At 63.5% G+C, this 25,229-nt stretch carries 21 protein-coding genes; 13 read left to right on the forward strand and 8 right to left on the reverse strand.

Annotation, left to right across the window (positions count from 1 at the left end):
• Positions 1–243: 243 nt before the first annotated feature.
• Both IVB19_RS18825 and IVB19_RS18830 read left to right on the forward strand, forming a co-directional pair.
• Positions 244–501: a hypothetical protein gene (locus IVB19_RS18825; RefSeq protein ID WP_018457991.1), complete on the forward strand. Its 258-nt coding sequence runs from the start codon at positions 244–246 to the stop codon at positions 499–501.
• Between the two features lie 206 nt (positions 502–707).
• On the forward strand, positions 708–2,561 hold the full coding sequence (locus IVB19_RS18830; protein WP_085353166.1) for a potassium transporter Kup: 1,854 nt from the start codon (positions 708–710) through the stop codon (positions 2,559–2,561).
• Positions 2,562–2,666: 105 nt separating this feature from the next.
• On the opposite strand, the gene gyrA is transcribed toward IVB19_RS18830, so the two are convergent.
• Both gyrA and IVB19_RS18840 read right to left on the reverse strand, forming a co-directional pair.
• Entirely contained in the window at positions 2,667–5,411 is a 2,745-nt protein-coding gene (gene gyrA / locus IVB19_RS18835) for a DNA gyrase subunit A (protein WP_247819776.1), read from the reverse strand.
• A gap of 371 nt (positions 5,412–5,782) precedes the next feature.
• Positions 5,783–6,280, reverse strand: coding sequence for a single-stranded DNA-binding protein (locus tag IVB19_RS18840; protein WP_007590726.1), 498 nt, complete (start codon positions 6,278–6,280; stop codon positions 5,783–5,785).
• 459 nt (positions 6,281–6,739) lie between these two features.
• Between IVB19_RS18840 and IVB19_RS18845 the strand changes: the two genes are divergently transcribed.
• The 5 genes from IVB19_RS18845 (at position 6,740) to IVB19_RS18865 (ending at position 13,009) form a co-directional block, all read left to right on the forward strand.
• Positions 6,740–7,522 (forward strand): outer membrane protein, encoded by a 783-nt coding sequence (locus IVB19_RS18845; RefSeq protein WP_026233477.1) that lies wholly within the window; start codon positions 6,740–6,742, stop codon positions 7,520–7,522.
• 230 nt (positions 7,523–7,752) lie between these two features.
• Positions 7,753–8,442, forward strand: a complete 690-nt coding sequence (locus IVB19_RS18850) for an outer membrane protein (RefSeq protein ID WP_018457996.1) — start codon at positions 7,753–7,755, stop codon at positions 8,440–8,442.
• A gap of 282 nt (positions 8,443–8,724) precedes the next feature.
• Positions 8,725–11,706, forward strand: a complete 2,982-nt coding sequence (gene uvrA, locus IVB19_RS18855) for an excinuclease ABC subunit UvrA (RefSeq protein WP_018457997.1) — start codon at positions 8,725–8,727, stop codon at positions 11,704–11,706.
• 46 nt (positions 11,707–11,752) lie between these two features.
• Positions 11,753–12,316 carry a DinB family protein gene (locus IVB19_RS18860; RefSeq protein ID WP_247391999.1) on the forward strand — a complete coding sequence of 188 codons (564 nt, stop codon included), beginning with the start codon at positions 11,753–11,755 and terminating at the stop codon, positions 12,314–12,316.
• An 18-nt stretch (positions 12,317–12,334) separates the two neighbouring features.
• Positions 12,335–13,009: an HAD family hydrolase gene (locus tag IVB19_RS18865; RefSeq protein WP_247819777.1), complete on the forward strand. Its 675-nt coding sequence runs from the start codon at positions 12,335–12,337 to the stop codon at positions 13,007–13,009.
• A 48-nt stretch (positions 13,010–13,057) separates the two neighbouring features.
• Here the strand turns inward: IVB19_RS18865 and IVB19_RS18870 are convergent, their stop codons facing one another.
• Positions 13,058–14,011, reverse strand: a complete 954-nt coding sequence (locus tag IVB19_RS18870; protein WP_018458000.1) for a YVTN family beta-propeller repeat protein — start codon at positions 14,009–14,011, stop codon at positions 13,058–13,060.
• 2 nt (positions 14,012–14,013) lie between these two features.
• Positions 14,014–14,595 carry an SRPBCC family protein gene (locus tag IVB19_RS18875; RefSeq protein ID WP_018458001.1) on the reverse strand — a complete coding sequence of 194 codons (582 nt, stop codon included), beginning with the start codon at positions 14,593–14,595 and terminating at the stop codon, positions 14,014–14,016.
• A gap of 1,163 nt (positions 14,596–15,758) precedes the next feature.
• On the opposite strand from IVB19_RS18875, the gene IVB19_RS18880 reads away from it, so the two are divergent.
• Positions 15,759–17,831: a DUF1217 domain-containing protein gene (locus tag IVB19_RS18880; protein ID WP_018458002.1), complete on the forward strand. Its 2,073-nt coding sequence runs from the start codon at positions 15,759–15,761 to the stop codon at positions 17,829–17,831.
• A gap of 16 nt (positions 17,832–17,847) precedes the next feature.
• On the opposite strand, the gene IVB19_RS18885 is transcribed toward IVB19_RS18880, so the two are convergent.
• On the reverse strand, positions 17,848–18,708 hold the full coding sequence (locus tag IVB19_RS18885; RefSeq protein WP_247819778.1) for a PCC domain-containing protein: 861 nt from the start codon (positions 18,706–18,708) through the stop codon (positions 17,848–17,850).
• A 9-nt stretch (positions 18,709–18,717) separates the two neighbouring features.
• A complete protein-coding gene (locus IVB19_RS18890) occupies positions 18,718–20,325 on the reverse strand; it encodes an acyl-CoA synthetase (RefSeq protein ID WP_247336735.1) in 1,608 nt (535 codons plus the stop codon).
• A gap of 179 nt (positions 20,326–20,504) precedes the next feature.
• Here IVB19_RS18890 and IVB19_RS18895 point away from each other — a divergent pair, with 179 nt between their 5' ends.
• Together IVB19_RS18895 and IVB19_RS18900 are read left to right on the forward strand one after the other, a co-directional pair.
• Entirely contained in the window at positions 20,505–20,861 is a 357-nt protein-coding gene (locus IVB19_RS18895) for a hypothetical protein (RefSeq protein WP_018458005.1), read from the forward strand.
• A 248-nt stretch (positions 20,862–21,109) separates the two neighbouring features.
• Positions 21,110–21,385, forward strand: a complete 276-nt coding sequence (locus IVB19_RS18900) for a GNAT family N-acetyltransferase (RefSeq protein WP_018458006.1) — start codon at positions 21,110–21,112, stop codon at positions 21,383–21,385.
• A 53-nt stretch (positions 21,386–21,438) separates the two neighbouring features.
• On the opposite strand, the gene IVB19_RS18905 is transcribed toward IVB19_RS18900, so the two are convergent.
• Entirely contained in the window at positions 21,439–21,822 is a 384-nt protein-coding gene (locus IVB19_RS18905; protein WP_085384623.1) for a DUF3597 domain-containing protein, read from the reverse strand.
• A 334-nt stretch (positions 21,823–22,156) separates the two neighbouring features.
• Here IVB19_RS18905 and IVB19_RS18910 point away from each other — a divergent pair, with 334 nt between their 5' ends.
• Complete coding sequence (locus IVB19_RS18910) at positions 22,157–23,065, forward strand: DUF2189 domain-containing protein (protein ID WP_026233481.1); 909 nt, start codon at positions 22,157–22,159, stop codon at positions 23,063–23,065.
• A gap of 130 nt (positions 23,066–23,195) precedes the next feature.
• Positions 23,196–24,020, forward strand: a complete 825-nt coding sequence (locus IVB19_RS18915) for a lytic murein transglycosylase (protein WP_018458009.1) — start codon at positions 23,196–23,198, stop codon at positions 24,018–24,020.
• Between the two features lie 76 nt (positions 24,021–24,096).
• Here the strand turns inward: IVB19_RS18915 and IVB19_RS18920 are convergent, their stop codons facing one another.
• A complete protein-coding gene (locus IVB19_RS18920) occupies positions 24,097–24,423 on the reverse strand; it encodes a hypothetical protein (RefSeq protein ID WP_018458010.1) in 327 nt (108 codons plus the stop codon).
• Between the two features lie 617 nt (positions 24,424–25,040).
• Here IVB19_RS18920 and IVB19_RS18925 point away from each other — a divergent pair.
• Positions 25,041–25,193: a DUF1127 domain-containing protein gene (locus IVB19_RS18925; protein WP_018458011.1), complete on the forward strand. Its 153-nt coding sequence runs from the start codon at positions 25,041–25,043 to the stop codon at positions 25,191–25,193.
• The last annotated feature ends 36 nt before the right edge of the window (positions 25,194–25,229 follow it).

The following is a 25,229-nucleotide window of genomic DNA, read 5'->3' on the forward strand; positions in this document are numbered from 1 at the left end:
ACGTCCTACCGCGCCCTGCCCGGCCCGGCAAGCCGGTCAGGTTCCCTGGCGGTTTTTCCGCAGAAGCGTGGCGGAATGCGCCGAATTGTTTCGTCCTGAGGGCGGCCACGACACAAAACGGAGCGCGAACGAAACCATTTCCCGCGTTCGCGAAGACGTCCGGAAACTGGCCATGGTTACTAATCCAGCCAACGAACGACGGGCCGCACACTGGGCGTAGCGGCCGCATCACAGGGGACTGTCATGATCAAGGCTCTTTCGGCGATCGCCATTTCTGCGTGTGTTGCTGCCACCCTCACGCTCCTGCCCGGCTTCGCCCCCACCGTCGAGGCGAGCGTGCCGCAGCCGCTTGCCAAGAGCGACCGGCTCGATATCCGCACCGTCGGCAAGGACTGCTCGCAGCAGGCCTGGCCGAATTTCGAAGCGTCCTGCCTCCGCCAGGCCGGCACCAAAGCCAACATCCGCGAGGCTCGCCTTGTGACTGCCAACCGTACTCCGTAGTGGGGGTCTGTCAGTTTCGCGTCAGCTAACTCTCAAGATAAACCCCAAAGATATACCCCATGGATATTTGCGACGTCCCGTCGCACACTGCCTGATGCTCGCGCCCGTCGGAATGACCCGTCGGGCGCGATCCCATCGGGGGGTCGCCATTGTCCAGTACGCCTGCAGTCGCCTCCGGCCATCAACCTGATCCACTGCCGATTGCCATGACCATGGGCGCCCTCGGGGTGGTCTATGGCGATATCGGCACCAGCCCCCTCTACGCCCTGAAGGAAGCCGCCAAGGCCGCCGCCCACGGCGGCACTTTGACGAACGATGCCGTTCTGGGCGTCGCCTCGCTGATCCTCTGGGCGCTGTTGCTGATCATCTCACTGAAATATGCGCTGTTGATTCTGCGTGCGGATAACCGCGGCGAAGGCGGCATCGTCGCGCTGCTGGCCTTGCTGCATGCCCGCAACGCTCAACCCGGTACCTGGCGCGCGCATTTGCTGGTCGTCGGCCTCGTCGGCGCCGCGCTACTGTACGGGGACGGCGCGATCACGCCGGCCATCTCCGTGCTCTCAGCCATCGAAGGTCTGAAGGTCGACGCACCCTCGCTCGCGCCGGCGGTTGTGCCCGTGACCGTCGTCATCCTGATCGGACTGTTCATGATGCAGAAGCAGGGCACCGGCTTCATCGGCCGCATCTTCGGACCGGTGATGCTGGCCTGGTTCTTCGTGCTGGCAGCGCTCGGCATCCACGGCATCGTCAAGGCGCCGGCGGTGCTGGCGGCGCTCAGCCCGCTCTATGCGTTCGACTTCCTGATCCATCAGGATTTTCATGTCTCCTTCGCGATCCTGGGGGCCGCCTTCCTCGCGGTGACCGGCGGCGAAGCCATGTACGCCGACATGGGGCATTTCGGCCGCCTGCCGATCCGGCTGGCCTGGTTCGCGATCTGCCTGCCTGCGCTCGTGCTGAACTATTTCGGCCAGGCCGCGCTGCTGATCACCGATCCCACCATGATCGAAAATCCGTTCTTCCAGCTCTGCCCTGACGCCCTGCATTATCCGCTGGTCGCGTTCTCGGCGGTCGCGACCGTGATCGCCTCGCAAGCCATCATCTCCGGCGTGTTCTCGTTGACGCAGCAGTCGATCCAGCTCGGCTTCCTGCCGCGCATGCAGATCCGTCACACCACGAGCGACGCGATCGGCCAGATCTACGTGCCGTTGGTGAACTGGCTGCTCGCCGCCGCAACGCTCGGCGCCGTGCTGAGTTTCGGCAGCTCGGAGGCGCTGGCCGGCGCCTACGGCATCGCGGTGTCGCTATTGATGGCGATCACCACGCTGCTCGCCGCCCTGGTCGCGATCCAGTGGGGCTATTCACCGTGGCTCGTGGTTGCCGTGAACGGCTTCTTCTTCGTGATCGATTTGATCTTCTTCTCGGCCAATTCGATCAAGCTGTTCGAGGGCGGCTGGTTTCCGCTGATGCTGGCGGGCTTCGTCGCCTTCCTGATGCTGACCTGGCGCAGCGGCGTGAAGCTCGTCGAAGCCGCACGCGCGAAGCTGCGCCAGCCCGAGGAGGATCTGATCGAGACCGCGGTCAACCAGTGCAGCGCCAGACTCCCCGGCACCGCCGTGTTCCTGGCCTCGGCGCCGCGCGGCGTGCCGCTGGCACTGACCCAGTTCGTCAAGCACAACCACGTGCTGCACGAGCGCATCGTCCTGGTCACCGTGCTGATCGAGGAGCTTCCTCACATCGCCGACGAAGACCGCATCGAGGTGATCGAGATCATTCCCGGCATTACCCGCGTCGTTCTGCATTACGGCTTCATGCAGAACCCGACGATTTACGAAGGGCTGACCTTCGCCTGCCGCCACGGCAAGCTGCCCGGCATCGACCTCTCCGACATCACCTATTACGTCGGCCGCGAGACAATCATCCCGCGCGAGGACGTGCCGGGCATGTGGGTCTGGCGCGAAACCGTGTTCGCCTTCCTGCAACGCAACGCCGAACGCTCCGCCGCGTTCTTCGGCGTACCTACCAAGCAGGTGGTGGAATTCGGCACGGAGCTGGAGATTTAGCTGGTCAGTGCAGTATCCGGATCGAGCACAACTCAATCCGGGACAGCCGTCCGAATGAAGAACCCGGATTTCGCTTGCGCTCCATCCGGGCTACGGGGTGACGCATCACTCCCCGTTCGACTCCCCATTCGCCCCGTTTCCGCTCTCGGCCTCTTCCGTGATGTGCTCGACCGAGACGACGTGTTCGTCCTCCGCGGTGTCGAACACGATCACGCCCTGGGTCGAGCGGCCGGCGACGCGGATGCCTTCGACCGGGCAGCGGATCAGCTGGCCCTTGTCGGTTACCAGCATGATTTGATCAGCATCCTCCACGGGGAACGACGCAACGAGGTTGCCGTTGCGGTTGTTGACGCTCATGGCGACGATGCCTTTGCCGCCGCGGCCCGTGGTGCGGTACTCGTAGGACGACGTCCGCTTGCCGTAACCGTTGACGGACACTGTCAGCACGACCTGCTCCTGCGCTGACATCTCGACGTAACGCTCCTGGGCGAGTTGGAAGCTGCCGGAGGTCTCCTCGGCCTCGGCGTCCGCCGCCGGCTCCTCGGCCGCAGCTTCGCCGGCGACCGCACGACGCATCTTCAGGTACGCCGAGCGCTCATCGGACGTCGTCTCGACGTGGCGCAGGATCGCCAGCGAGATCACCTTGTCGCCCTCGGCAAGCGCAATGCCGCGCACGCCCATCGAGGTGCGGCCGGTGAACACGCGCACGTCGGTCACGGGGAAGCGGATGCACTGGCCGCCGGCGCCGGTCAAAAGCACGTCGTCGTGCTCGGTGCAGATCTGCACGTCGACGATCGCTTCGTTGTCGTCGAGCTTCATCGCGATGATGCCGGAGCGGCGGACATCGACGAAGTCGGACAGCTTGTTGCGCCGGACGTTGCCGCCTGTCGTGGCGAACATCACGTCGAGATTGCCCCAGGTGGACTCGTCCTCCGGCAGCGGCATGATGGTGGTGATGCGCTCGCCCTGCTCCAGCGGCAGGATGTTGATCAGCGCCTTGCCGCGCGCATTCGGCGCGGCCATCGGCAGGCGCCAGACTTTGATCTTGTAGACCTGTCCGCGCGAGGAGAAGAACAGCATCGGCGTATGGGTGGACGCCACGAACAGCCGGCTGACAAAATCCTCATCGCGGGTCTGCATGCCGGCGCGGCCCTTGCCGCCGCGGCGCTGGGCCCGGTAGGCCGACAGCGGCACGCGCTTGACGTAGCCGGCGTGCGAGACGGTGACGACCATGTCCTCGCGCTGGATCAGGTCCTCGTCCTCGACCTCACCTTCCTGCTCGATGATGACGGTGCGGCGCGGGGTTGCGAACTCGGCCTTTACTTCGGCGAGCTCGGACTTGATGATGCCCAGCACGCGGTCGCGCGAGCGCAGGATGTCGAGATAGTCGGCGATCTCGCCGGCGAGCTTGTCGAGCTCCTCGCGGATTTCGTCGCGGCCGAGTGCGGTGAGGCGTTGCAGGCGCAGATCGAGAATGGCCCTCGCCTGCTCCATCGACAGCCGGATCGTGCCGTTCTCGCTGATGCGGTGGCGCGGATCGTCGATCAGCGTCAGCATGTCCTCGACGTCCCGGGCCGGCCAGTCGCGCGACATCAGGGTGTCGCGGGCGGTGGTCGGGTCGGGCGAGGTCCGGATGACGCGGATCATCTCGTCGATATTGGCGACTGCGATGGCGAGACCGACCAAAACATGGGCGCGATCTCGGGCCTTGGCGAGCAGGAACTTGGTGCGCCGCGTGACGACCCGCTCGCGAAAGTCGACGAAGATCGCCAGCAGGTCCTTCAGGTGCATGACCCGTGGACGGCCGCTGTCGAGCGCCACCATGTTGACGCCGAAGCTCGTCTGCAGCGGCGTGAACCTGTAGAGCTGATTGAGCACCACGTCCGGCACGGCGTCGCGCTTCAATTCGATGACGACGCGGTAGCCGTCGCGATCGGATTCATCGCGCAGGTCGCCGATGCCCTCGATCTTCTTTTCCTTGACCAGCTCGGCGATGCGCTCGACCATCGTCGCCTTGTTCACCTGGTAGGGAATCTCGGTGATGATGATCGCCTCGCGCTCCTTGCGGATGGTCTCGATCGCGACCTTGCCGCGCATCATGACCGAGCCGCGGCCGAGGTGATAGGCGGCGCGGATGCCCTGCCGTCCGAGGATGACGCCGCCGGTCGGGAAGTCCGGTCCCGGCACGATGTTGATGAGCTCGTCGATGGTGAGCGCGGGGTTGTCGATCAGCGCGACGCAGGCGTCGATGACCTCGCCGAGATTGTGCGGCGGGATGTTGGTCGCCATGCCGACCGCGATGCCGCCGGCGCCGTTGACGAGAAGGTTCGGGAACTTGGCTGGCAAGACCGACGGTTCGGTCTCGTTGTTGTCGTAGTTCGGCTGGAAGTCGACCGTGTCCTTGTCGATGTCGGCCAGCAGAGCCAGCGCCGCCTTCGTCAATCGGGCTTCGGTATAACGATAGGCAGCCGGGGGATCGCCGTCGACCGAGCCGAAATTGCCCTGGCCGTCGATCAGCGGCACGCGCATGGAGAAGTCCTGCGCCATCCGGACCATGGCGTCGTAGATCGACTGGTCGCCATGCGGATGATATTTACCGATGACGTCACCGACCACGCGGGCGGACTTGACGTACTTCTTGTCCGGCGTGTGCCCCTGCTCGTTCATCGAGTACAGGATGCGGCGATGCACCGGCTTCAGGCCATCGCGGGCGTCAGGCAGCGCCCGCGACACGATCACGCTCATGGCGTAGTCGAGATAGGACTTCTTCATCTCCTCGAAGATGGAGACGGGGCGAATATCCGAGGGTTGCGCCGGCTGGTCGCCGGGCTTGTCGTCGTCGTCAGCCAAGGGGAAATCCGGTGAGGTTTTATCTGGGAATCATATAGCGCATCGAGCCTCTGATAACCACCCTCGCGGCGTTCTGGGAAGCGCTTTTTCCGCCTATTTTTCCAACAACTTAAGCCCTTGCGAGCGGTGTCTCGGACAGCACTCGCATCGGCCTTGCAAAATCGCCGCTCACGCGTGGAAAACCGCGCGGTGAGCTTGCCGCGTCGGCGCGTTTGCCAAGCCGCAATCCGAGCTCACCCCAAACATGAAGCGGGCCCGGAAATGCCGAGCCCGTCCTGTCGATTAGTGGGATGTTCTGACATGAGATGAGAAGCGCCGCCCATCCGGCCAGCGCGTCCGCATCAGGCGCCGCGTTCTTGGAGCGGAATCGCTCAGAACGGGATATCGTCGTCCATGTCGCTGTTGCGGCCACCGCCGCCGGCGGCAACAGGGCGCCGCGGCGCGCTGCTGACCGGACCGGAGGAGCCGAAATCGCCGCCCGGCTCGTCGCCGAAGCTGCCGCCTCCGCCACCGCCGCTACGACCGTCCAGCATCGTCAACGTCGAGTTGAACCCCTGGAGCACGACTTCGGTCGAGTACTTTTCGACACCGCTCTGGTCGGTCCATTTGCGGGTCTGGAGCGCACCCTCGACGTAAATCTTGGCGCCCTTCTTCAGATACTGTTCGGCGACCTTGCAGAGCCCTTCATTGAAGATCACGACGCGGTGCCACTCGGTCTTTTCCTTGCGCTCGCCAGTCGCCTTGTCGCGCCACGTCTCCGAGGTCGCGACGCTCAGATTGGCGATCGGCCGCCCGTCCTGGGTGCGGCGGATTTCAGGATCCTTGCCGAGATTTCCAACCAGAATGACCTTGTTGACGCTTCCCGCCATCTCCGCTCTCCGCTCCGAATGCCACTGAATTCAAGAAGGCCGGTCCGCTCCCGCGTTCCGCCGTGCCTGTTGAGGCGACCCTATACGCTCGCCGAACACTTGCGGACGACGATCAGGCCGTCACCCCTCCGGTTATCCCCACATATAGCATCGACCTCCGGTTCGTTCCAGATTTGTTCTTGGCGAAGACAGATCTGAAGGCGTGGGATCGATCGGCCACATGTGTTGCGGAAAGGCACACGTCGATTGGAACCTTTGTAGGTTCCCAAAAATGGAAGAAAGAACTTAACATTCAGCAAGTTATGGGTACTCGCACTGCCCCGGTCTTGTTGCATTTGGGAGACGGACTCTGCCGCTCCGTAGAGCTACGGTTGCCTCGGACTTAGTTCATATGGGCCCTCGCGCCTGATCAGCCGCTTCGGGGAAATAAGAAGCGGACGAAACCTGGGGAGACTGGCAATGAATAAGCTTCTTATTTGTGCAATCGGTGCAGTGGCGATGGGCTTGTCGGCTCCCGCAAGCGCGGCGGACATGGCCGCGCGTCCCTACACCAAAGCCCCGCCGCCGGCGGTTGCCGCCATCTACGACTGGAGCGGCTTCTACATCGGCATCAACGGCGGCGGTGGCTCCAGCCACAAGTGCTGGGACTTCGTCACGCCCGCGACCGGCGTTCTCGTCGGCGAAGGCTGTCACAATGCAACAGGGGGCACCGTCGGCGGCCAGATCGGCTATCGCTGGCAGTCCGCCAATTGGGTGTTCGGTCTGGAAGGCCAGGGCAACTGGGCTGACTTCCGGGGCGACAACGTGAGCACCCTCTTCCCTGGTACCGCTTTGGTGACGGGTGATCGCAACCGTTCCCGCATCGACGCTTTCGGTCTCATCACCGGTCAGGTCGGTTACGCCTGGAACAACGTGCTGCTTTACGTGAAGGGCGGCGCCGCCGTCGTCGGTGACAAGTACGACATCTACGCTGCTGCGGGTACGCCCGGCGCGGGCGCGCTGCTGGCTTCGGCCCGGGAGACTCGCTGGGGTGGCACGGTCGGGGCCGGTCTGGAATTCGGCTTCGCCCCGAACTGGTCGCTGGGCTTTGAGTACGACCACATCTTCCTTGGCGATCGCACGATCGGCTTCACAACGCCCGCGGGTGCGGTATTCGGCAGTGACCGGATTCGCCAGGACGTAGACATGGGCCTGGTGCGCTTGAACTATCGCTGGGGCGGTCCGGCCATCGCAAGGTACTGATCGCGCTGGACATATCGCACTTCGAAGGCCGGCCTTGCGCCGGCCTTTTGCTGTGCAGTTCTCCAATATTAATCGGTCAATAACCGTTCCGTTTTCCGACCGTTGTTGCTTTTGAGTGACACAACTTGCGGCTTCACTGGTGTAAGTACGGCATCAGTTGGGCAAGTGAGTCCGATGCCCTCCCTATCGTGGAAGGCACAATCAGAAACTGGGACTGGGATTAGTTGAAAATGAAAAAGGTTTTGTTGGCTTCGGCCTGTTTGTTCGCTCTCGCCGCCCCGGCTTCGGCCGCTGATCTCGCGGCGCGCCCCTACACCAAGGCCCCGGTGGCCATGGCTTCGGTCTACAACTGGACCGGCTTCTACCTCGGTATCGTCGGTGGCGGCGCTTGGGAAAATTCCTCGACCGACCCGAAGATGAAGGGCGGCTTCGTCGGCGGTACTGCCGGCTACAACTGGCAGACCGGCAATGTCGTGCTCGGCGTCGAGGCCGATGGTTCCTGGGCTGATGTCAGCGCGTCGGTCACCGGCCCCGTTGCCGTCCCCGGCTTCGGCCTCGTCAGCACCACCCTCAGCTCCAAAACCGATGCGATGGGAACCGTGCGCGGCCGCATCGGCTACGCCGTCAACAACGTCCTGTTTTACGGCACCGGTGGTTACGCCTGGATCGACAACAAGCTCAGCGTCAGCGCGCTCGGCGTGACCGTTTCCGACAGCAAGTGGCACTCCGGCTGGACCGTCGGTGCGGGCGTCGAAGCGTTCTTCGCTCCGCAGTGGTCGGTCAAGGGCGAGTACCTCTTTCGCAGCCTCGGCGGCGAGACCTACTTCTCGGGCGCCCTGCCCTCCGGCACGCTCGAGTTTCACACCGTGCAGGTCGGCGTGAACTATCACTTCGGGGGCCCGGTGGTCGCCAAGTACTGAGTTCAGTACTTAGCCCCAACGCCATCCGCGTTACGAAAGGCCGGCCTTGTGCCGGCCTTTTTGTTTTGTCGGGCACGTTGCCGCGCAGTTCCACCCTGCTCCTGCCAGATGCCGCCAGTGCGCCAACAATCCGTTGACGATTCGCAAGTCCCACTGGAAATCCGTCTCCGTTCTTCCTACGTTCGCTGACAACCCCATCGGCGCCGATCCCGGTTCCGGGCGAAGCGCGCCTTTTTTGTTGGCGCGATCGCGCGCCTTTGGGATTCCTTGAGGGCAACCCGGATGGATGAAGTGATCAAGGCGAAGCGCCAACAGCAGAACGTGGGATCAAACCTGCGCGCAATTACCATCCGTGGCGCGCGCGAGCACAATCTCAAGAACGTCGATGTCGAGATTCCCCGCGACAAGCTGGTGGTGTTCACGGGGCTGTCGGGCTCCGGCAAATCCTCGCTCGCGTTCGACACCATCTACGCCGAAGGCCAGCGCCGCTACGTCGAATCGCTGTCTGCCTACGCCCGCCAGTTCCTGGAGATGATGCAGAAGCCCGACGTCGACCAGATCGACGGCCTGTCGCCGGCGATCTCGATCGAGCAGAAGACGACGTCGAAGAACCCGCGCTCCACCGTCGGCACGGTGACCGAAATCTACGACTACATGCGCCTGCTGTGGGCGCGCGTCGGCGTGCCCTATTCGCCCGCCACCGGCCTGCCGATCGAGAGCCAGATCGTCTCGCAGATGGTCGATCGCGTGCTGGCGCTGCCCGAGGGCTCGCGCCTCTATCTGCTCGCGCCGGTCGTGCGCGGCCGCAAGGGCGAGTACCGCAAAGAGCTTGCCGAATGGCTCAAGAAGGGCTTTCAGCGCGTCAAGATCGACGGCGCCTTCCACGAGCTCGCCGAAGCCCCTGTTCTCGACAAGAAATTCCCGCACGACATCGACGTCGTCGTCGATCGCATCGTGGTGCGCCCCGACATCGGCCAGCGCCTCGCCGAAAGTTTCGAGACCGCGCTGAAACTTGCCGAGGGCCTCGCCGTCATCGAATTCGCGGATGCGCCGGCTGCGGCAGCACCCGCGGAAGAGAAGAAGAAGACCGCAAAGATCCACGACAAGAGCGGACCCGAGCGCATGCTGTTCTCGGAAAAGTTCGCCTGCCCGGTGTCCGGCTTCACCATCCCCGAGATCGAGCCCCGGCTGTTCTCGTTCAACAACCCCTATGGCGCCTGTCCCGCGTGCGGCGGCCTCGGCGTCGAGCAGCATGTCGACGAAGACCTCGTCATTCCCGACAAGGAGCTCGCCATTGGCAAGGGCGCGATCGCGCCCTGGGCCAAGTCTTCGTCGCCCTATTACATTCAGACGCTGACTGCGCTCGGCAAGCACTACAAGTTCACGCTGACCACCAAATGGAAGGATCTGCCCAAGAAGACGCAGAACGCGATCCTCCATGGCTCCGGCGAGGACGAGATCAAGTTCTCCTACGAGGACGGCGTCCGCTCCTACGACACCAAGAAGCCGTTCGAGGGCGTCATCACCAACATCAACCGCCGCTATCGCGAGACCGAGAGCGAGTGGGCGCGCGAGGAGCTGGCGAAGTATTTCCACGACGTACCCTGCGAGGCGTGCCACGGTTTTCGGCTCAAGCCCGAGGCGCTCTGCGTCAAGATCGGCGGCAAGCATATCGGCGACATCTCCGAGATGTCGGTGAAGGGCGCCGGCGCGTGGTTCGAGACCGTGCCGGAGGCGCTGAACACTCAGCAGAACGAGATCGCCGGCCGCATCCTCAAGGAGATCCGCGAGCGCCTTACCTTCCTGCTCGATGTCGGCCTCAACTACCTCACACTCTCCCGCTCCTCCGGCACGCTGTCCGGCGGCGAGAGCCAGCGCATCCGGCTGGCTTCGCAGATCGGCTCGGGGCTGACAGGCGTGCTCTACGTGCTCGACGAGCCCTCGATCGGCTTGCACCAGCGCGACAACGCGCGCCTGCTCGACACGCTCAAGAGACTTCGTGACCTCGGCAACACCGTGATCGTGGTCGAGCACGACGAGGACGCGATCCTGCTCGCCGACCACGTGCTCGACATCGGCCCCGGCGCCGGCATGCATGGCGGCAACATCATCGCCGAAGGCACGCCCGCCGAGATCATGCGCAACCCCAACTCGCTGACGGGCAAATATCTCACCGGCGAGCTCGAGGTCGAGGTGCCCGAGCGGCGCCCGCCGAACCATCGCCGCACCATCAAGGTGGTCAACGCGCGCGGCAATAACCTCAAGAACGTTACGGCCGAAATTCCGCTCGGCCTGTTCACCTGCGTCACCGGCGTCTCCGGCGGCGGCAAGTCGACGCTGCTGATCGACACGCTCTACAAGGCGATCGCCCGCAAGCTGAACAATGCCAGCGAAGGCGCCGCGCCGCACGACCGCATCGAGGGCCTCGAGCACATCGACAAGATCATCGACATCGACCAGTCGCCGATCGGTCGCACGCCGCGCTCCAACCCCGCGACCTATACCGGTGCCTTCACGCCGATCCGCGAATGGTTCGCCGGCCTGCCCGAGTCGAAAGCGCGCGGCTACGAGCCCGGCCGGTTCTCCTTCAACGTCAAGGGCGGCCGCTGCGAGGCCTGCCAGGGCGACGGCGTCATCAAGATCGAGATGCACTTCTTGCCCGACGTCTACGTCACCTGCGACGTCTGCAAGGGCAAGCGCTACAACCGCGAGACGCTGGAGGTCCTATTCAAGGGCAAGAGCATCGCCGACGTGCTCGACATGACCGTCGAGGAAGCGGCCGAGTTCTTCAAGGCGGTCCCACGTGTACGCGAGACGTTCCAGACGCTGCATCGCGTCGGCCTCGACTACATCCATGTCGGCCAGCAGGCCACGACGCTCTCGGGCGGCGAAGCCCAGCGCGTCAAGCTCGCAAAAGAGCTGTCAAAGCGCGCCACCGGCCGCACGCTCTACATCCTGGACGAGCCGACCACCGGGTTGCATTTCCACGACGTCAAGAAGCTGTTGGAGGTGCTGCACGAGCTGGTCGCGCAGGGCAACACGGTCGTCGTCATCGAGCACAATCTCGAAGTGATCAAGACCGCCGACTGGGTCATCGACCTCGGCCCCGAAGGCGGCGATGGCGGCGGCGAGATCGTCGCCTGGGGCCCGCCAGAGGACATCGCAAAAGCGCCGCGGAGCTATACGGGGAAGTTCCTGGCGCCGGTGCTGGCGAAGGCTCGGAAGCCGAAGCGGAGACGCGCGGCGAGCGAGGCGGCCGAGTAGGTTACGCCGCGGGAGCGGCCGACACATTGTCTGAGGGAGACTGAGTTTGCCTGCCGGACTTGTGCAAACCTATCGTGCGTTCGCCCACAATAATGCTTGGGCAAACCACCGGCTGCTCACCGCTTGCGCGGCGCTGTCTCAGGCCGACTTCGAAGCCGAGCGGACCGGCTTCTTTCCGAGCCTGCAACGCACGCTGAACCACATCCATGTCATCGACCTCTTCTATGTCGATGCACTGGAGGGCGGATGGTTGGGACCGGCAGCTTGGAAGAACGACGTGCCGCACCTTTCCCTTGCTGCGCTGAAGCCTGCGCAAGCCGCGATCGACAAGCGCTTGATCGCCATGTGCGATGCACTGACGCCCGAGATTCTCAACGGCATTGTGCGGATCAACCGCGACACGCGGGTCCAGGCCGAACGCCGCGACCGACTGCTCATGCATCTGCTCCAGCATCAAATTCATCACCGCGGACAAGCGCACGCCATGCTGTCCGAAACGAGCGTCGCGCCGCCTCAGCTTGACGAGTTCTTCGCCGAGGGAGAGGCGCCGCTCAGGGCCACCGAATTCGACCAACTCGGATGGACCGAGGAAACCGTGTGGAAAGCCTAGCGGTGTAGCTTCGTCTCCATGCCCTACTCCCTCGCCATCTTTGATCTCGACGGCACGCTGACCGACAGCTTTCCGTGGTTCCTGCGCACCATCAACGACGTCGCCGATCGCTTCGGCTTCCGCCGCGTCGCGGACGAGGATATCGAGGGGCTGCGGCATGCTTCTTCGCGGGAGATTCTGAGCCGGCTCGAGGTGCCGCTGTGGAAGCTGCCGGCGATCGCGCGGCATGCGCGGCGACTGAAGGCGGAGGCTGCAGCGGAGATTTCGCTGTTTGCGGGGGTCGAGACAATGCTGCGGACGCTGGCGGAGGGTGGCGTGCAGCTCGCGATGGTGACGTCGGACAGCGAAGCCAATGCGCGCGAGAAGCTCGGCGATTGCGCGACGCTGTTCGCCCATTTCGATTGCGCGGCCTCGCTTTTCGGCAAGCCCGCGAAGTTCCGACGGGTCATCCGCCGCGCCGGCGTGGAGCCGGGCAAGGTCATCTCGATCGGCGACGAAGTGCGCGACATCGAGGCGGCGCGGACAGTGGGAATTGCCTGCGGAGCGGTGGGCTGGGGTTATGCGGCGCCGGCGGCGCTGCGGGCGATGGTGCCGGATCACATGTTTGATCAGATGGATGAGATTGTATGGACGCTGTGCCCCGGTGCCGTAGCCCGGATGAGCGAAGCGATATCCGGGAACGCCGGTGGATGAGGAGAGCCCCGTCCCGCATGTCGCTCCGCTCACGCGGGCTACACGCCCCTACTCCGTCCTGCGCAAGAATGCCCCAAACGCGCGCGGGCCGTCGCCGGTATTGACCTCGCCGATCAGCTTCAGCTCGACCGCATCGATGATATCGAGCGTGTTGCTTTCCCAGCAGGCGACGATAATGCGCTTGCCGTCGGCAGTCGCGGCAATGCCTTCGGGATAATCGCCGACATTGATGCGCTTGAGCGGCTTCAAGGTCGCCAGATCGAACACGCTGACAGTGCCGCCATACTGATCGGTGACGAAGCCGCGGCCCTGCGCCAACGCCACCGCATAAGGGCGCATCCCGACCTGCACGCGGCCGGTCTCGGCCCCAGTGGCGATGTCGATCACGGAGACGTCGTTGGAGCCGACATTGGCGGTGTAGGCGCGCTTGCCCTCGGCATCGATGGTGACGCCGAACGGACGGGTGCCGACCTTGATGGTCGTCGTGCGCTGGCGCGTCGCGGTGTCGACCACCGACACACTGTCGTCGTCGCGGTCGGCCGAGAGCAGCAGCTTGCCATCCGGCGTTACCGCGAGCCCCGATGGCGAGGCGCCGACCGCAATGCTGGCCGTGACGCTGCGCGAGGCCGCGTCGATCACCCGCACCGCCGCCGCATACCAGTCCGCGACATAGACGGTGCGGCCATCCGGCGCGACGGCAATGCCGAGCGGCCCGCCGCCGACCTCGATCCGCGCCGCAACCTGCCGCGTTGCTGCGTCCACCACCGTCACGGCTTTGGCATCCGGGCTCGTGACATAGGCAAAACGTCCGTCCGCGCTGACGGCGACGCCGGCCGGCTTGCCGCCGATCGGGATGGTCGCGACGCTGCGCGCCGTGGCGAGGTCCACGACCATCAGATCGTCGCTGAGCTGGTTGGTGACGAATGCCTCTTCGGCGAACACATGCGCGATGCCGGCCAGGCAAAAGCTGGCGGCGAGCGCCGCCAGGACCAGCGCCCGCACCGTCAGCTTCCGCTCTCGATCTTCTTCTTGAGTGCCTCGAGGCCCGCCTGGTACAGCCCCTTCACCGCCTTGACCGCGGCCTCGTCACTCAGCTCCGGCGGCGGCTCGTTGTTGGGAAAGCCACGATAGAACGCGCCGGCCCATTCCAGCGTCGAGCCCTTGCCGTCAGCGCTCGGCGTCACCGTCAATGTCGAGGAATAATTGGTGACCGGCAGCACCTTCACGTCCACATTGGTGATCCGGTAGGAATAGCTCATCGCGGCGGCGTCAAACTTGTAGAGCTCCTCGTCGACGGTCGCGCCTCCCGTCAGCGTCAGCTTGCGCGTCGCGCCGATCTCGTTGCCCTTCTCGCCCTCGGTCTTGGTGACAGGTGGCAGCCAGCTCATGTCCTGGAAATTGCCCATTGCGGCCCACACCTTGGCCGGGGCGGCGTTGATCTCGATGGATTCGCGCACCTTCTGACGGGTCGGCCCGTGGGCCCAGGCCGATGTCGAAACCGGGCCAAACGCCGCCGTCAAAGCCACCGCGCCCGCGGCAATCAGCACCGCGGCCAGGACCGTGCGCCGTCCAATCGTCACCCTCATCTCGTTTCCTCATACGTGTCGGTGATCATGCGCGACTTGAAGCGCGCTGGAATCATGGTAGCGCATTTTGCGGCCGCGGGGAGACCCGTTCGTGGCCGCGTTGCGGCGGGGCTCGCGCGCCCCACAACCCCTTGCCGCCCCGGCGGGCAAAACACCAATAAGCGGGTCAATCACGGCGCTTAAAAATATTTCTCTTTATCCGCATTTCGGATTATCATATAAAGAGCCATCCCAACCCGGCCGAGGGGCGGATCGCGATCGTCACGAACGCGGGATGGGACGTGGTGGACGTGGGCCACACCGGCGCGAAGGCTTCGCAGGGCGGGCAACCGTGAGCGAAAGTGTCGCGCACACGACCGGTGCAGCCTGCGTACGGCAAAATCGTGTGGTCCTGGCGCCCGGGGTCTGTGCGCCAAGTCTTGCGGTGATGCGTGCGGGCCGACCGGGCCGCAGCGTCAGCCATCCGCAAGGCGACGGGGGCAATAGTGCATCGCTCCCCGGGGAGATCACGACATAAGCCGTAAAACCACTGCGCAGGGAAGGCCGTGTGTTGGGCTTCACCTGTATGCCGCTGTGCAGCCTCTCGTAGCGCAACCTTCGCACAGTGGACCGTGGGTGCCAGCCGGCACCCGGCCTTCCCTGCGCCCTCGGCATTTTGGGGGCAAAGAATGCCGCAAAGCTCGGGCCGCACAGGCCGCGAGAATGCGAAACCGCGCGTATCACGCGAATAGCAATGCCAGATGACTTCGGGCTCTCGTGCCCCGGACGCGGCGCAGCGCCCCTTCGGCGATGCGCCGCAGAGCCGTGACCCATCCTGCGGCAGAATGCACGGCTTCTGGATCCCGGCTCAACGCCACACCGCCGTAAGCGCGTTTACGCGCGTCTTCGACGCGCTATGGCGCTGCGTCGCGTTCGGGACGAGAGCCATTCCGATCGATCTCTTGATCGGGACATATCCGGAACGCAACCCTCACGAAAGCTGTATCTGAGAAACATGCAGCAACAAAACCCGATATGCCTCGCGAGGGCAAACTTGAATCTGGGATCGCGGTCCGAAAATGGCCTTGGAGAACCTGGCTCTGAGACAGTTTGCCGGCATGAGGCCAGCCCCACCTCGCGACCCCGCAATGATTGACGGACGTCCGGGACCGTAGGAGTGCGCGATGGTATCAACGTATTTCAGTTACAGCTACATCACGCGCAATCTCAAGCAGTCCCTGACGCGGGTCGAACAGCAACAGGACGTAGCGCGAGAGGCCGCCTATTACAAAGCCCACATCGGCAACGTGAAGTCCGTCGACGACTTCATGAAAGACTATCGCCTTTATCATTATGCAACGAAGGCGTATGGCCTGGAAGACATGGCCTACGCCAAGGCCTTCATGAAAAAGGTGCTGGAGAGCGACCTCTCCGACGCAAACAGCTTTGTCAACAAGCTGGTCGACAAGCGTTACCGTGAGTTCGCCGCCGCGTTTTCCTTCAATGGCAGTGCCACGCCGGTGGCGCAATCGGAGAACCAGACCGACGAGATGATTGGTCTGTACACGGCGACCAGGAAAAGCCAGGTCGATGCACTTGCCGGCGATTCGAATTACTACAGCGCCGAAATCGGTAACATCAGCAGTGCAGACCAGCTCCTGAACAACGACCGTCTTCGCAACTATGTCTATTCGGCGTACGGGATCGATCAAAGCAAGTGGTCGCGTGACACCATAAGCCAGGTCTTGCGCAGCGATCCATCCGATCCCAACAGCTACGTCAACACCACTTTCGCTTCTCAGCTAAGTGGCCTCAACGCCGACCTTGCTCAGGCCCGATCGGATGTCACCGCGGCCAATTCAAGGATCGCCGACTACACCGCCCAACTATCGCAACCGGGCGCGAACGTGACCCAGTTGAACGTCCAGATTCTGGTCGAAAAGCATCATTTGGAGTCATATGCGAGCAGCATTTCCAGCCTTAGCGAGCAGATAGGGACGATTGGCGGGTTCGTCGACCTGGCCGGTGCGTTCGAGTTTTCCTCCGACGGGTCGCTTCCGTCAGGTGTGTCGGCGCAGACTGCTGCAAATGTCACGATCACGAAACAGAAGTTCGACGACAGCAAGTCCGCCGTCTATTCGGCGGCGAGCCCGTTGAACGAAGCTTTTGCAATCAGGCAATTTAGAACTGCCATCCTCAAGATCAATTCAGTCCAGGCGTTCGTATCGACACCGGGCGTGTATGAATTTGCGCTGGGAGCTGTCGGCCTCGAGCCCGCGAACGTCTCGCCGGCGACTGTCAAGGCCGTGCTCGAAAGCGACATCAACGACCCCAAAAGCTACGTCTATACCCTCAAGGACAATCGATATTTGGAGCTGGCACGCGCCTTCAACTTCGACGCAAAAGGCAATCTGACCACCCCCTTGGTGGCTCAGGACTCGGCTGAAGTCCTCCAGATCGCCAAGGACTACGTCATTGGAGCGGTGAAGAGCGCCAGCACGGCGACTCCCCAGCAGCAGGCCGCAGTTCGGGCACAGGCCACGAAGGATGCGTCGGAATATCAGCAGGCCATCGCCGGCATCGACAGTGTTTCCGATCTTCTCGCAAACAGGCCGATGGTCGATTTCATTCTCTTGGCCAAGGGTCTGGATCCCAGGAAGGTCAGCACCGAATTTCTCAAGAAGATCTTCAGCTCCGACCTGAACGATCCAAAGAGCTTCGCGAACACCGAGAGCGATCCTCGCTTTGCCGAAATCGTGGCGTCGTTCAATTTCGACAGTAAAGGCAACGTCGCGCGTCTTCCGATGATGGGTCCGCAAAAGCGGGATCAGTTTCGGGAAACACAAGCGAACTATGTCGAGCAAAGCCTGGAGCAGCAGCAGGGCGATGCCAATCCCGGCGTGCGCCTTGCGCTCTATTTCCAGCGAAAGGCGGGGGACATCACGTCCGCATACGACATCCTTGCCGACAAGGCTCTTTCGGAGGTGTTCAGGACCACTTTCGATTTGCCTGACTCGATGGCGGCGATGCCGATCGATCAGCAGGCCAAGTTCGTAGACAGATTCATGAAGATCAAGGATCTGTCCGATCCCGCGAAGGTGACAAAGCTGTTGAGCCGTTTCTCCGCCATGTATGACATCAGAAACAGCCAGAGCACCGGCCAGGGTCAATCCCCCCTGCTCAACCTGTTTCAGGGATCCAGTTCGGGGATCAGTGACTCCACATACTTGGCCATCGCCAAGCTGCGCACCCGCTGATGATCGCTCGCCGATACTAGCCCAACACCTCGAGCACCAGCTCCATGGTCATCAGCACGGGATTGTCGCCACGAATCAGACGGCCCTCCGCTATGCCGCCAGTGTAGTCGATCAGGGCGACATCGAGTGCGGCTTCGAGGGCGCCGGAGGAGCCGGCCGCAATCGCGCCGCCGGTTACCGCAAGCTCGGTCGCGAAGGGCTCAGTCACGCCGCCATGGGTGAAGCGCGCCCCAATGGTCGAGCCGACACCGCCATGGATCCTCGCGCGCGCGATGCCTTGCGCGCGGCAGAAGTCTTCGAGACAGCCCGCGAAATCCTGATTGGGGCGCAGCCGCAGCGCGAAAGCGCGGCTGGTCGTGCGTGCGCCGGTGCTCGCAGCCGCCACGGGCCCGAACAGCTTGAAATTGGTCTCGCGATCTGGCTCTGCGGCGAACATCGCACCATCGATGCCGAAGGCCTCGACCTCGAACGGCTCGGCGACATCGGTCACGTCCGGCAGCATGTGGCCACCACCGGCGCGGCCATCGGCCTCCGTCCACAGCCCATGGCAATGAAAGAACGGGGCGCCATTGTGCATGCCCAGCGTCATGCTGCCGAGCCTGGTGCGCGTCACGCCGCTTGGCCGGAATGTGTCGCTATAAGACGCGGCATTCTCGCTGGTCTTCGACAGCGCCGGCATGACATAGCCGAACGGCCCGAGCGCGCCGCGCCCGAAGCTGAGCACGCCGCCGGCGAATCCCTCCGCGGCGAAACCGCGGCGCGCCGCCTCCAGCAGCGGCAGACCTGCTTGAAGCGTGAAGGAGAAAGCGCGTCCCCTCGCCTCCGCCCATTGGATGCGCTCGGCGACCGGCGCGCCGGGCTGCTTGATGCTGCGCATGACCTTCGCTCAGCCCGCCCGTGTCTTGTCGAGATCGAGCAGCCCGCGCGCCTCGAGCTCGTCGCGAACCATCCGTTTGGGAACCTTGCCGTAGCCGGATTTCGGCAAGGCCTCCCAAAAGAAGAACCGCTTCGGCATCTTGTAGCGGGGGACCTTGGGGCCGAGGAATGCCGCCATCTCCGCTTCGCTCACCGGCTTCGCGCCTTCGCGGGCGACGCAGACGGCAACGCCGACCTCGCCCCAGGTCGCATCGGGTACGCCGAGCACCGCGACCTCGCCGACGCAAGGATGGGTCAGAATCTTCTCCTCGATTTCGCGCGGATAGATGTTGGAGCCGCCGGAGATGTACATGTCGGAGGCTCGTCCCGTGATGTAGACGAACCCCTCCTCGTCCATGTGGCCGAGATCGCCAGTGCGGAACCAGCCGTTGCGGAAAGCCTTCGCATTGGCTTCGGGATTGTCATAGTAGCCGGCCAGCACCGCGGGGCCGATTACGCAGATCTCGCCGCTCTGGTTGGCGCCGAGTTCACGGCCCTCGTCGTCCTGGATCGAGACCTGCATGCCGGTACGCTCGAAGCCACAGGTGCCGATCTTCGCGTGCGGCCCGTCCTCGGGGTCATGCAGCGCTGCCGGCAGCACGGTGATGTTGCCGGTCACCTCGCCGAGGCCGAAATACTGCACGATCACCTTGCCGAGCTTCCTCAGCGCAGCCTTCTGGTCCTCGCGATACATCGGCGCACCCGCATAGATCACATGGCGCAGCGAGGAATGATCGTATTTGTCGGCGGCGGGATGCTCGACCATCATCTTCAGAATGGTCGGCACCACGAAGAGATTGCTGACGCGATGCGCCTCGATCAGGCGGAACGCCTCGTCAATGTCGAATTTCTCCGTCGGCAGCAGCACGGTGCACACGCCGCGCGCGGTCTGCACCAGCTGATGCACGCCGGCGCCATGCGACAGCGGCGCCACCACCAGCGAGGCATCTGCTTCGGTGACGCCGGGCGTAAGATCGGCGAGATGGTTGGTGACGACAAAACCCATCTGACCGTGGGTGAGCACCGCAGCCTTGGAGCGGCCGGTGGTGCCCGATGTAAAGAAGAACCAGCAGGGATCGTCGTGCTCGACTGCGACGTTCTCGACCACCGTGCCGGCGCGCGACGCGACGGCATCCGCAACCGACGTCTCGGCAAACGGCGCCCGACCGTCGATGCTCCAGGTGAATTCCAGCGCGCCACCGCTTACGGCCGCGGCGTGCTCGGGAAAATCGACATGGCACAGAAACGCCTTCGCGCCGGAGGCCTGCGCGAGATAGGCGACCTCGTCCGGCATCAGGCGGAAATTGGTGGGTACCCAGACCGCGCCAAGCCGGAACGCGGCGAACATCGAGAAGAACATCTCATCGCCGTTCTTGGAATGAACGAGGATGCGGTCGCCCTTCGCGATCCCGCGCGCCGCGAGAGCGGCTGCCAGTGCCGAGACCTGCGCATCGATCTCGCGCCAGGTCCAGGATCTGTCGCCCCAGACGAAACCGGGACGCGCCCCATGCCGCCGCGCATTCTGGGTCAGCATGTGAGCGAGATTCATGACGCGGCGGGACATGCGCAGGGGCTGCATCGGGCTTCCTCTTCGGCGGCGGACGGCACGCGAGCCGGCCGCTCATTGCAGCCCATTTATCGCCATCGCCAGGAGCCCTGCAAGGTTGCCGGGCGCAGCGCAGCCCATCCAACCGTTCAGGAAATTTTAAACATGATCGGCGCAACCTCGCTCAGTTCTCGCGTACAGAGTGCCGCATCATGGTCAAAGCGCCCGCCCTCCTCATGTTATCGCTGGCGCTTGCCGGATGTGCCGTGGGCCCACAAGCGCACCTCGCCTCCGATCCTGCCTTCAAGCCCGCGCGCTATGCCTGGGACGGCGCCGGCGAAAATCCCAATCACCCGCGCGCTGCTTCAGAACCAGTGCGCGCGGCCCGATCCGAGCGCAACAGGTCGCAAGCCGCGCTTCAGCCCTATTCAAAGGAATGGTGGCAGGCGAAGGATGGCATCGAGGAGGAACGGGACGCCATGGTCAACCGTTCCCTCGTCATCTGCCAGGGATGCCTGCGCCCGCAGGCGCAGCCGGAGGATTCCAGGCTCGCCAAGGCGACCGATTGAAGCATCCGGGCGATCAGGCCTAGGAAGAGATCCAACGCCGGCGTTGCGAGAAGCGGCGGGGGGCTACAACGCCCCGAGCTTCCATAACGACTCCTGCACCGTCGGCAAGCCCGGCTTCAATTCCAGGCTGAGCGGGACACGCAGTTTCCGGATATCTCCCCTGCGGCAACCACTCTTGCTCGCACCTTGGCAAGGACCGGTTGAGGCGCCTAGATCAGAGGCAAGCAGCATGTCGGAAGGATTTTTGCATGGCGCCGTCGGTACGGGATAACAAGGACAGAAGCCGCTTCGAGCTCGATGTCGGCAGCGAAATCGCCTTCGCCAATTACCGGCTGACGCCGTCGGCGGTGATCATCACCCACACCGAGACGCCGCGCGCGCTGCGCGGCCGCGGCATCGGCTCCGAGCTGGTCAAGGGCGCGCTGGAATTGATCCGGCGCGACGGCAGGAAGGTGATTGCCGGTTGCGGTTTCGTCGTCGATTATCTCGACAGGCATCCGGAAGATGCGGATCTCGTCGCCTGAATGCAAAAGGGCCCGCGCGATCGCGGGCCCTTGGATTGCGACCGGGCGATCGGTCAGTGCTTGATCTCCGGCGGCAGCTTGCCGCCATTGGCGGCGAGCTTGGACATCACCTGCTTGTGCAGCCAGACGTTCATGGTCGCGGAATCGTTAGTGTCGCCGCTGTAGCCGAGCTCCTTGGCGAGGTCCTTGCGCGCAGCGAGGCTGGAATCGATGTCGAGCGCCTTCATCAGATCGACGATCGAGGTGCGCCATTCCAGCTTTTCGCCCTTGTGCGCAGCGGCCGCCGCGTCGACGATCGAGGCAACGTCCACCGTCGCCGCGGATCCGCTCGGCGCGGCCCCTGCGGGCGCGCTGCCCGACGGTGCGCTGCCTGCGGGCGCGGCGGAAGCTGGCTGGCTACCGAAGATCGCGCCCATAATTTTCCCGAAAATGCTCATGTCTGCTCCCCGAAAAGGACCCGCTGGAAGGGCCTTGAGTGGCACTTATAGACCAAGTTGCGTCGTTGCGCCCGCCAAAGTTCCGCGAACAAGCACGCAGCATCAGCTTATCTGCGGCGAAATAACGACCGAATGACACTGTAGAGATTGCACCGCGGCATCGAATCTCACCCAAGCGTGAGGGACAGGACTCGCAAATGGGCGTACGGTTGACGTTCAGTTCGCGATGCCATCCGGAATTCGCGTCTGGTTGGGGATCGCGAAACTCAGAATAGCGGCCGCTTGCGCCGTTGCTGGCGCCAGATGCGGCCGCATGGCAAGGGAGCTAGCGACCATGGCCACACTCTACCCGGGCAATGTCCCGTCCATGGCCCAGACCGCCGAAGCGGCTGGACCGGTGATCCGAACCATCCAACTCTCCGATCTGCAGGATGCGCTCAAGCGCGGCTGGGACGATTTCAAGGCGGTGCCGAGCCACGCCATCATCCTCTGCGTGATCTATCCTGTGCTGGGCCTCGTGCTCGCCCGCGTGGTGATGGGCTATTCAGTGTTGCCGTTGTTGTTCCCACTGGCCGCAGGCTTCGCGCTAATCGGCCCGTTCGCCGCTCTCGGTCTCTACGAGCTCTCCAGCCGGCGCGAGCGCCATGAGGAGGCCAGCGCCTGGGACGCCATGGAGGTGCTGCGTTCGCCCTCGTTCGGCGCCATGCTCGGTCTCGGCGCGCTGCTGCTGGCCCTGTTCGTGACCTGGGTTGCGACCGCGCAGGCAATTTATGTCGCCGCTTTCGGCTATGAAGGCGCATCCGGGATCTCGGATTTTCTGACGCGCGTGCTCACGAGCCGGCAAGGCTGGTGGCTGATCGTGGTCGGCTGCGGCACCGGCTTCCTGTTCGCCCTTGCCGCGCTGTGCATCAGCGCCGTGTCGTTCCCGCTGATGCTTGACCGCCATGCCGGCGCGTTCGAGGCCATGGTGACGTCACTGCGCGTCGTCGCGAAGAACCCGGTGCCGATGGCGGCCTGGGGCCTGATCGTGGCCGTCCTGCTGGCGCTGGGCACCATTCCGGCCTTCCTCGGCCTTGCCGTGGTGGTCCCCGTGCTCGGCCATGCCACCTGGCATCTCTACCGCAAGGTGATCGCGGCCGATCCGGGCGCGCGTCCGGTGCCGCCTCCGCCGCATCGTGCACGCAAGCCGGCCGCCGACTTCCCCGCCAACCTCTTCCCCTGGCGCAATCGGACCGACGCCTGACGATATCGTGACATGCGATCCTGCCCCGGTGCGGGCAGGATCGCGCACTGTCATACGCCTTGCTTTGGCCGCGGTTTCCATCGAGATTGCGCGCGCCGTTCAGATCACTTCACGGAATTTATTTGCTCGAATGACCCCGACGATTTCTCGTCTCGCCCTCGCAGCCTTAGCCATCACCGCGTCCATCCTATCCGCTCAGCCAGCGCTCGCCGCTGTTGCCTGCGGTTCAGGCAATTTCGACGCGTGGCTTGCAGACTTCAAAACGGACGCCGCGGCCAAGGGCGTCTCGCAACAGGCCATTTCCGCCGGGCTCGCCGGTGTGACGCTCGATCAGAACGTGCTCAACCGCGACCGCTCGCAGAAGGTCTTCAGCCAGACCTTCGAGGAGTTTTCCGGCCGCATGGTGCCGCCGCGCCTGACGCGCGGCTCCAACATGATGAAGCAATACGGCTCGGTGCTGTCGCGTATCGAGCAGACCTACGGCGTGCCTGGCGAGGTGCTGGTCGCGATCTGGGGTCTCGAGACCGATTTCGGCGTCAATACCGGCAAGTTCGCGACCATCCGCTCACTGGCGACGCTGGCCTATGACTGCCGGCGCTCCGAGCAGTTTCGCGCCGAGCTGTTGGATGCGCTCCGCATTGTCCAGCGCGGCGACCTCGCACCGGCCGACATGAAGGGCGCCTGGGCCGGCGAGCTCGGACAGACCCAGTTCATGCCGTCGTCATGGATGAAATACGCCGTCGATTTCGACGGCAATGGTAAGCGCGATCTCCTGCACAACGCCCCTGACGTGCTCGCCTCCACCGCGAACTATCTTGCCGGTTATGGCTGGCAGAAGGGTAAGGATTGGCAGCCGGGCAGTCCGAATTTCGCGGTGCTGCAGCAGTGGAACAAGAGCGAGGTCTACTCGAAGACCGTCGCCTATTTCGCCACCCAGCTCGCGCGCGCCCCTTAGATGAGATGCTTGCAGGACAAAAGCGTAGGGCCGATCGCTCGGCGACCGGCCCTCTCCTAATGCGTTCCTGAAGTTCCTATTTGCCCATGGTGGCGTGCATCGCTTTGTTCAGATGCGCGCCGCACGCACCCATTTTGCCGTTGAGCAGCGAGTCCTGCGCGGCCGCGATCTCCTTCTGCGCGACGAACTTGCCGTCACCATCGGCCATGTTTTCGATCGCGGTCTCTGTCTTCTCCAGATTGGCCGAGCTGCAGCCGCCGGCGGCGTGCTTGGCGGCCTGGGCCGGCGTGACGGCGAACGCAACGGCGGCAATTGCGATAACCCCGAGTAACTTCGTCATGACGTTACCTTCCTTCTCTTGTTCTTGGGCCAGAGCCAGCGACATTGCCGGAATCTGCGACATCACCTTCCTCCGGGCGCGGCAACTTGACGCAATGAATTCCCCGCGAGAATTGCGTGATGTTGCGCGGCGCGCAGAGCTGCATGCAAAATTTCTGATTTTCATTACACGCTTGTAATCAACGCCACACGTTCAGCGTGTGTGCACTGCGAGCGGGGACGGTTGTGGCTAACCAAGCGGGATAGTCCTGACTCGCCGCCCTTCGTCATGTGGATCCGCTGCAACCAGGCGAATCGCTGGCGAGAGTTGGCAAAAGTGTACGCACGCGCCAACTAATGAGTATCAATTCATTAGAATCATGCGATTCTCGCATGTGAGACTTGGTTATAGAAGCTAGTCGATCCGCTTGCGGACAAGAGCAAAGCGACTTATTTCGCTCCGAACGGAACCGACTAGCCCATAGCAAATCCGTGAATTCACGGGACTTCAGACCTGTGCTCCCTGTTCCGCCTACCCTTTGGGCGGGAGTGCTTTCGGGTTAATCGTCCGTTACCAGCGCCATGCACTCAGCGCTTAGCTGCATCGCAGCATCGGAACTTTCGCACTGCACCACTCTCACCTATATTCATTTCAACGATGAGGCTCGGGCAAGAGCTGAATCGAACTACAGGAGATTACCAATGCTGCTCTCGCTCATCCGCATGATCCAAGCTTTCCGGGACTATCAGCGCAATGTTGCCGAGCTGTCCCAGCTCAGCGATCGCGAGCTTTCCGATATCGGCCTCGATCGCTCGGACATCCCGCGCGTTGCCGCCGGTCAGTATCAGGGCTGATATCGTTCAGCCCTGAACCGGACGGACCGATAGCGC

It is taken from the genome of Bradyrhizobium sp. 187 (assembly GCF_023101005.1).
GTDB classification, from domain to species: Bacteria; Pseudomonadota; Alphaproteobacteria; order Rhizobiales; family Xanthobacteraceae; genus Bradyrhizobium; species Bradyrhizobium canariense_D.

What these genes read in the sequence shown, in the direction of transcription:
- IVB19_RS18825 (WP_018457991.1), top strand. Translation starts at nt 244, where the DNA reads ATGATCAAGGCTCTTTCGGCGATCGCCATTTCTGCGTGTGTTGCTGCC.
- IVB19_RS18830 (WP_085353166.1), top strand. Translation starts at nt 708, where the DNA reads ATGACCATGGGCGCCCTCGGGGTGGTCTATGGCGATATCGGCACCAGC.
- IVB19_RS18840 (WP_007590726.1), bottom strand. Translation starts at nt 6,280, where the DNA reads ATGGCGGGAAGCGTCAACAAGGTCATTCTGGTTGGAAATCTCGGCAAG.
- IVB19_RS18845 (WP_026233477.1), top strand. Translation starts at nt 6,740, where the DNA reads ATGAATAAGCTTCTTATTTGTGCAATCGGTGCAGTGGCGATGGGCTTG.
- IVB19_RS18850 (WP_018457996.1), top strand. Translation starts at nt 7,753, where the DNA reads ATGAAAAAGGTTTTGTTGGCTTCGGCCTGTTTGTTCGCTCTCGCCGCC.
- uvrA (WP_018457997.1), top strand. Translation starts at nt 8,725, where the DNA reads ATGGATGAAGTGATCAAGGCGAAGCGCCAACAGCAGAACGTGGGATCA.
- IVB19_RS18865 (WP_247819777.1), top strand. Translation starts at nt 12,335, where the DNA reads ATGCCCTACTCCCTCGCCATCTTTGATCTCGACGGCACGCTGACCGAC.
- IVB19_RS18875 (WP_018458001.1), bottom strand. Translation starts at nt 14,595, where the DNA reads ATGAGGGTGACGATTGGACGGCGCACGGTCCTGGCCGCGGTGCTGATT.
- IVB19_RS18880 (WP_018458002.1), top strand. Translation starts at nt 15,759, where the DNA reads ATGGTATCAACGTATTTCAGTTACAGCTACATCACGCGCAATCTCAAG.
- IVB19_RS18885 (WP_247819778.1), bottom strand. Translation starts at nt 18,708, where the DNA reads ATGCGCAGCATCAAGCAGCCCGGCGCGCCGGTCGCCGAGCGCATCCAA.
- IVB19_RS18890 (WP_247336735.1), bottom strand. Translation starts at nt 20,325, where the DNA reads ATGCAGCCCCTGCGCATGTCCCGCCGCGTCATGAATCTCGCTCACATG.
- IVB19_RS18895 (WP_018458005.1), top strand. Translation starts at nt 20,505, where the DNA reads ATGGTCAAAGCGCCCGCCCTCCTCATGTTATCGCTGGCGCTTGCCGGA.
- IVB19_RS18900 (WP_018458006.1), top strand. Translation starts at nt 21,110, where the DNA reads ATGGCGCCGTCGGTACGGGATAACAAGGACAGAAGCCGCTTCGAGCTC.
- IVB19_RS18905 (WP_085384623.1), bottom strand. Translation starts at nt 21,822, where the DNA reads ATGAGCATTTTCGGGAAAATTATGGGCGCGATCTTCGGTAGCCAGCCA.
- IVB19_RS18910 (WP_026233481.1), top strand. Translation starts at nt 22,157, where the DNA reads ATGGCCACACTCTACCCGGGCAATGTCCCGTCCATGGCCCAGACCGCC.
- IVB19_RS18915 (WP_018458009.1), top strand. Translation starts at nt 23,196, where the DNA reads ATGACCCCGACGATTTCTCGTCTCGCCCTCGCAGCCTTAGCCATCACC.
- IVB19_RS18920 (WP_018458010.1), bottom strand. Translation starts at nt 24,423, where the DNA reads ATGTCGCAGATTCCGGCAATGTCGCTGGCTCTGGCCCAAGAACAAGAG.
- IVB19_RS18925 (WP_018458011.1), top strand. Translation starts at nt 25,041, where the DNA reads ATGCTGCTCTCGCTCATCCGCATGATCCAAGCTTTCCGGGACTATCAG.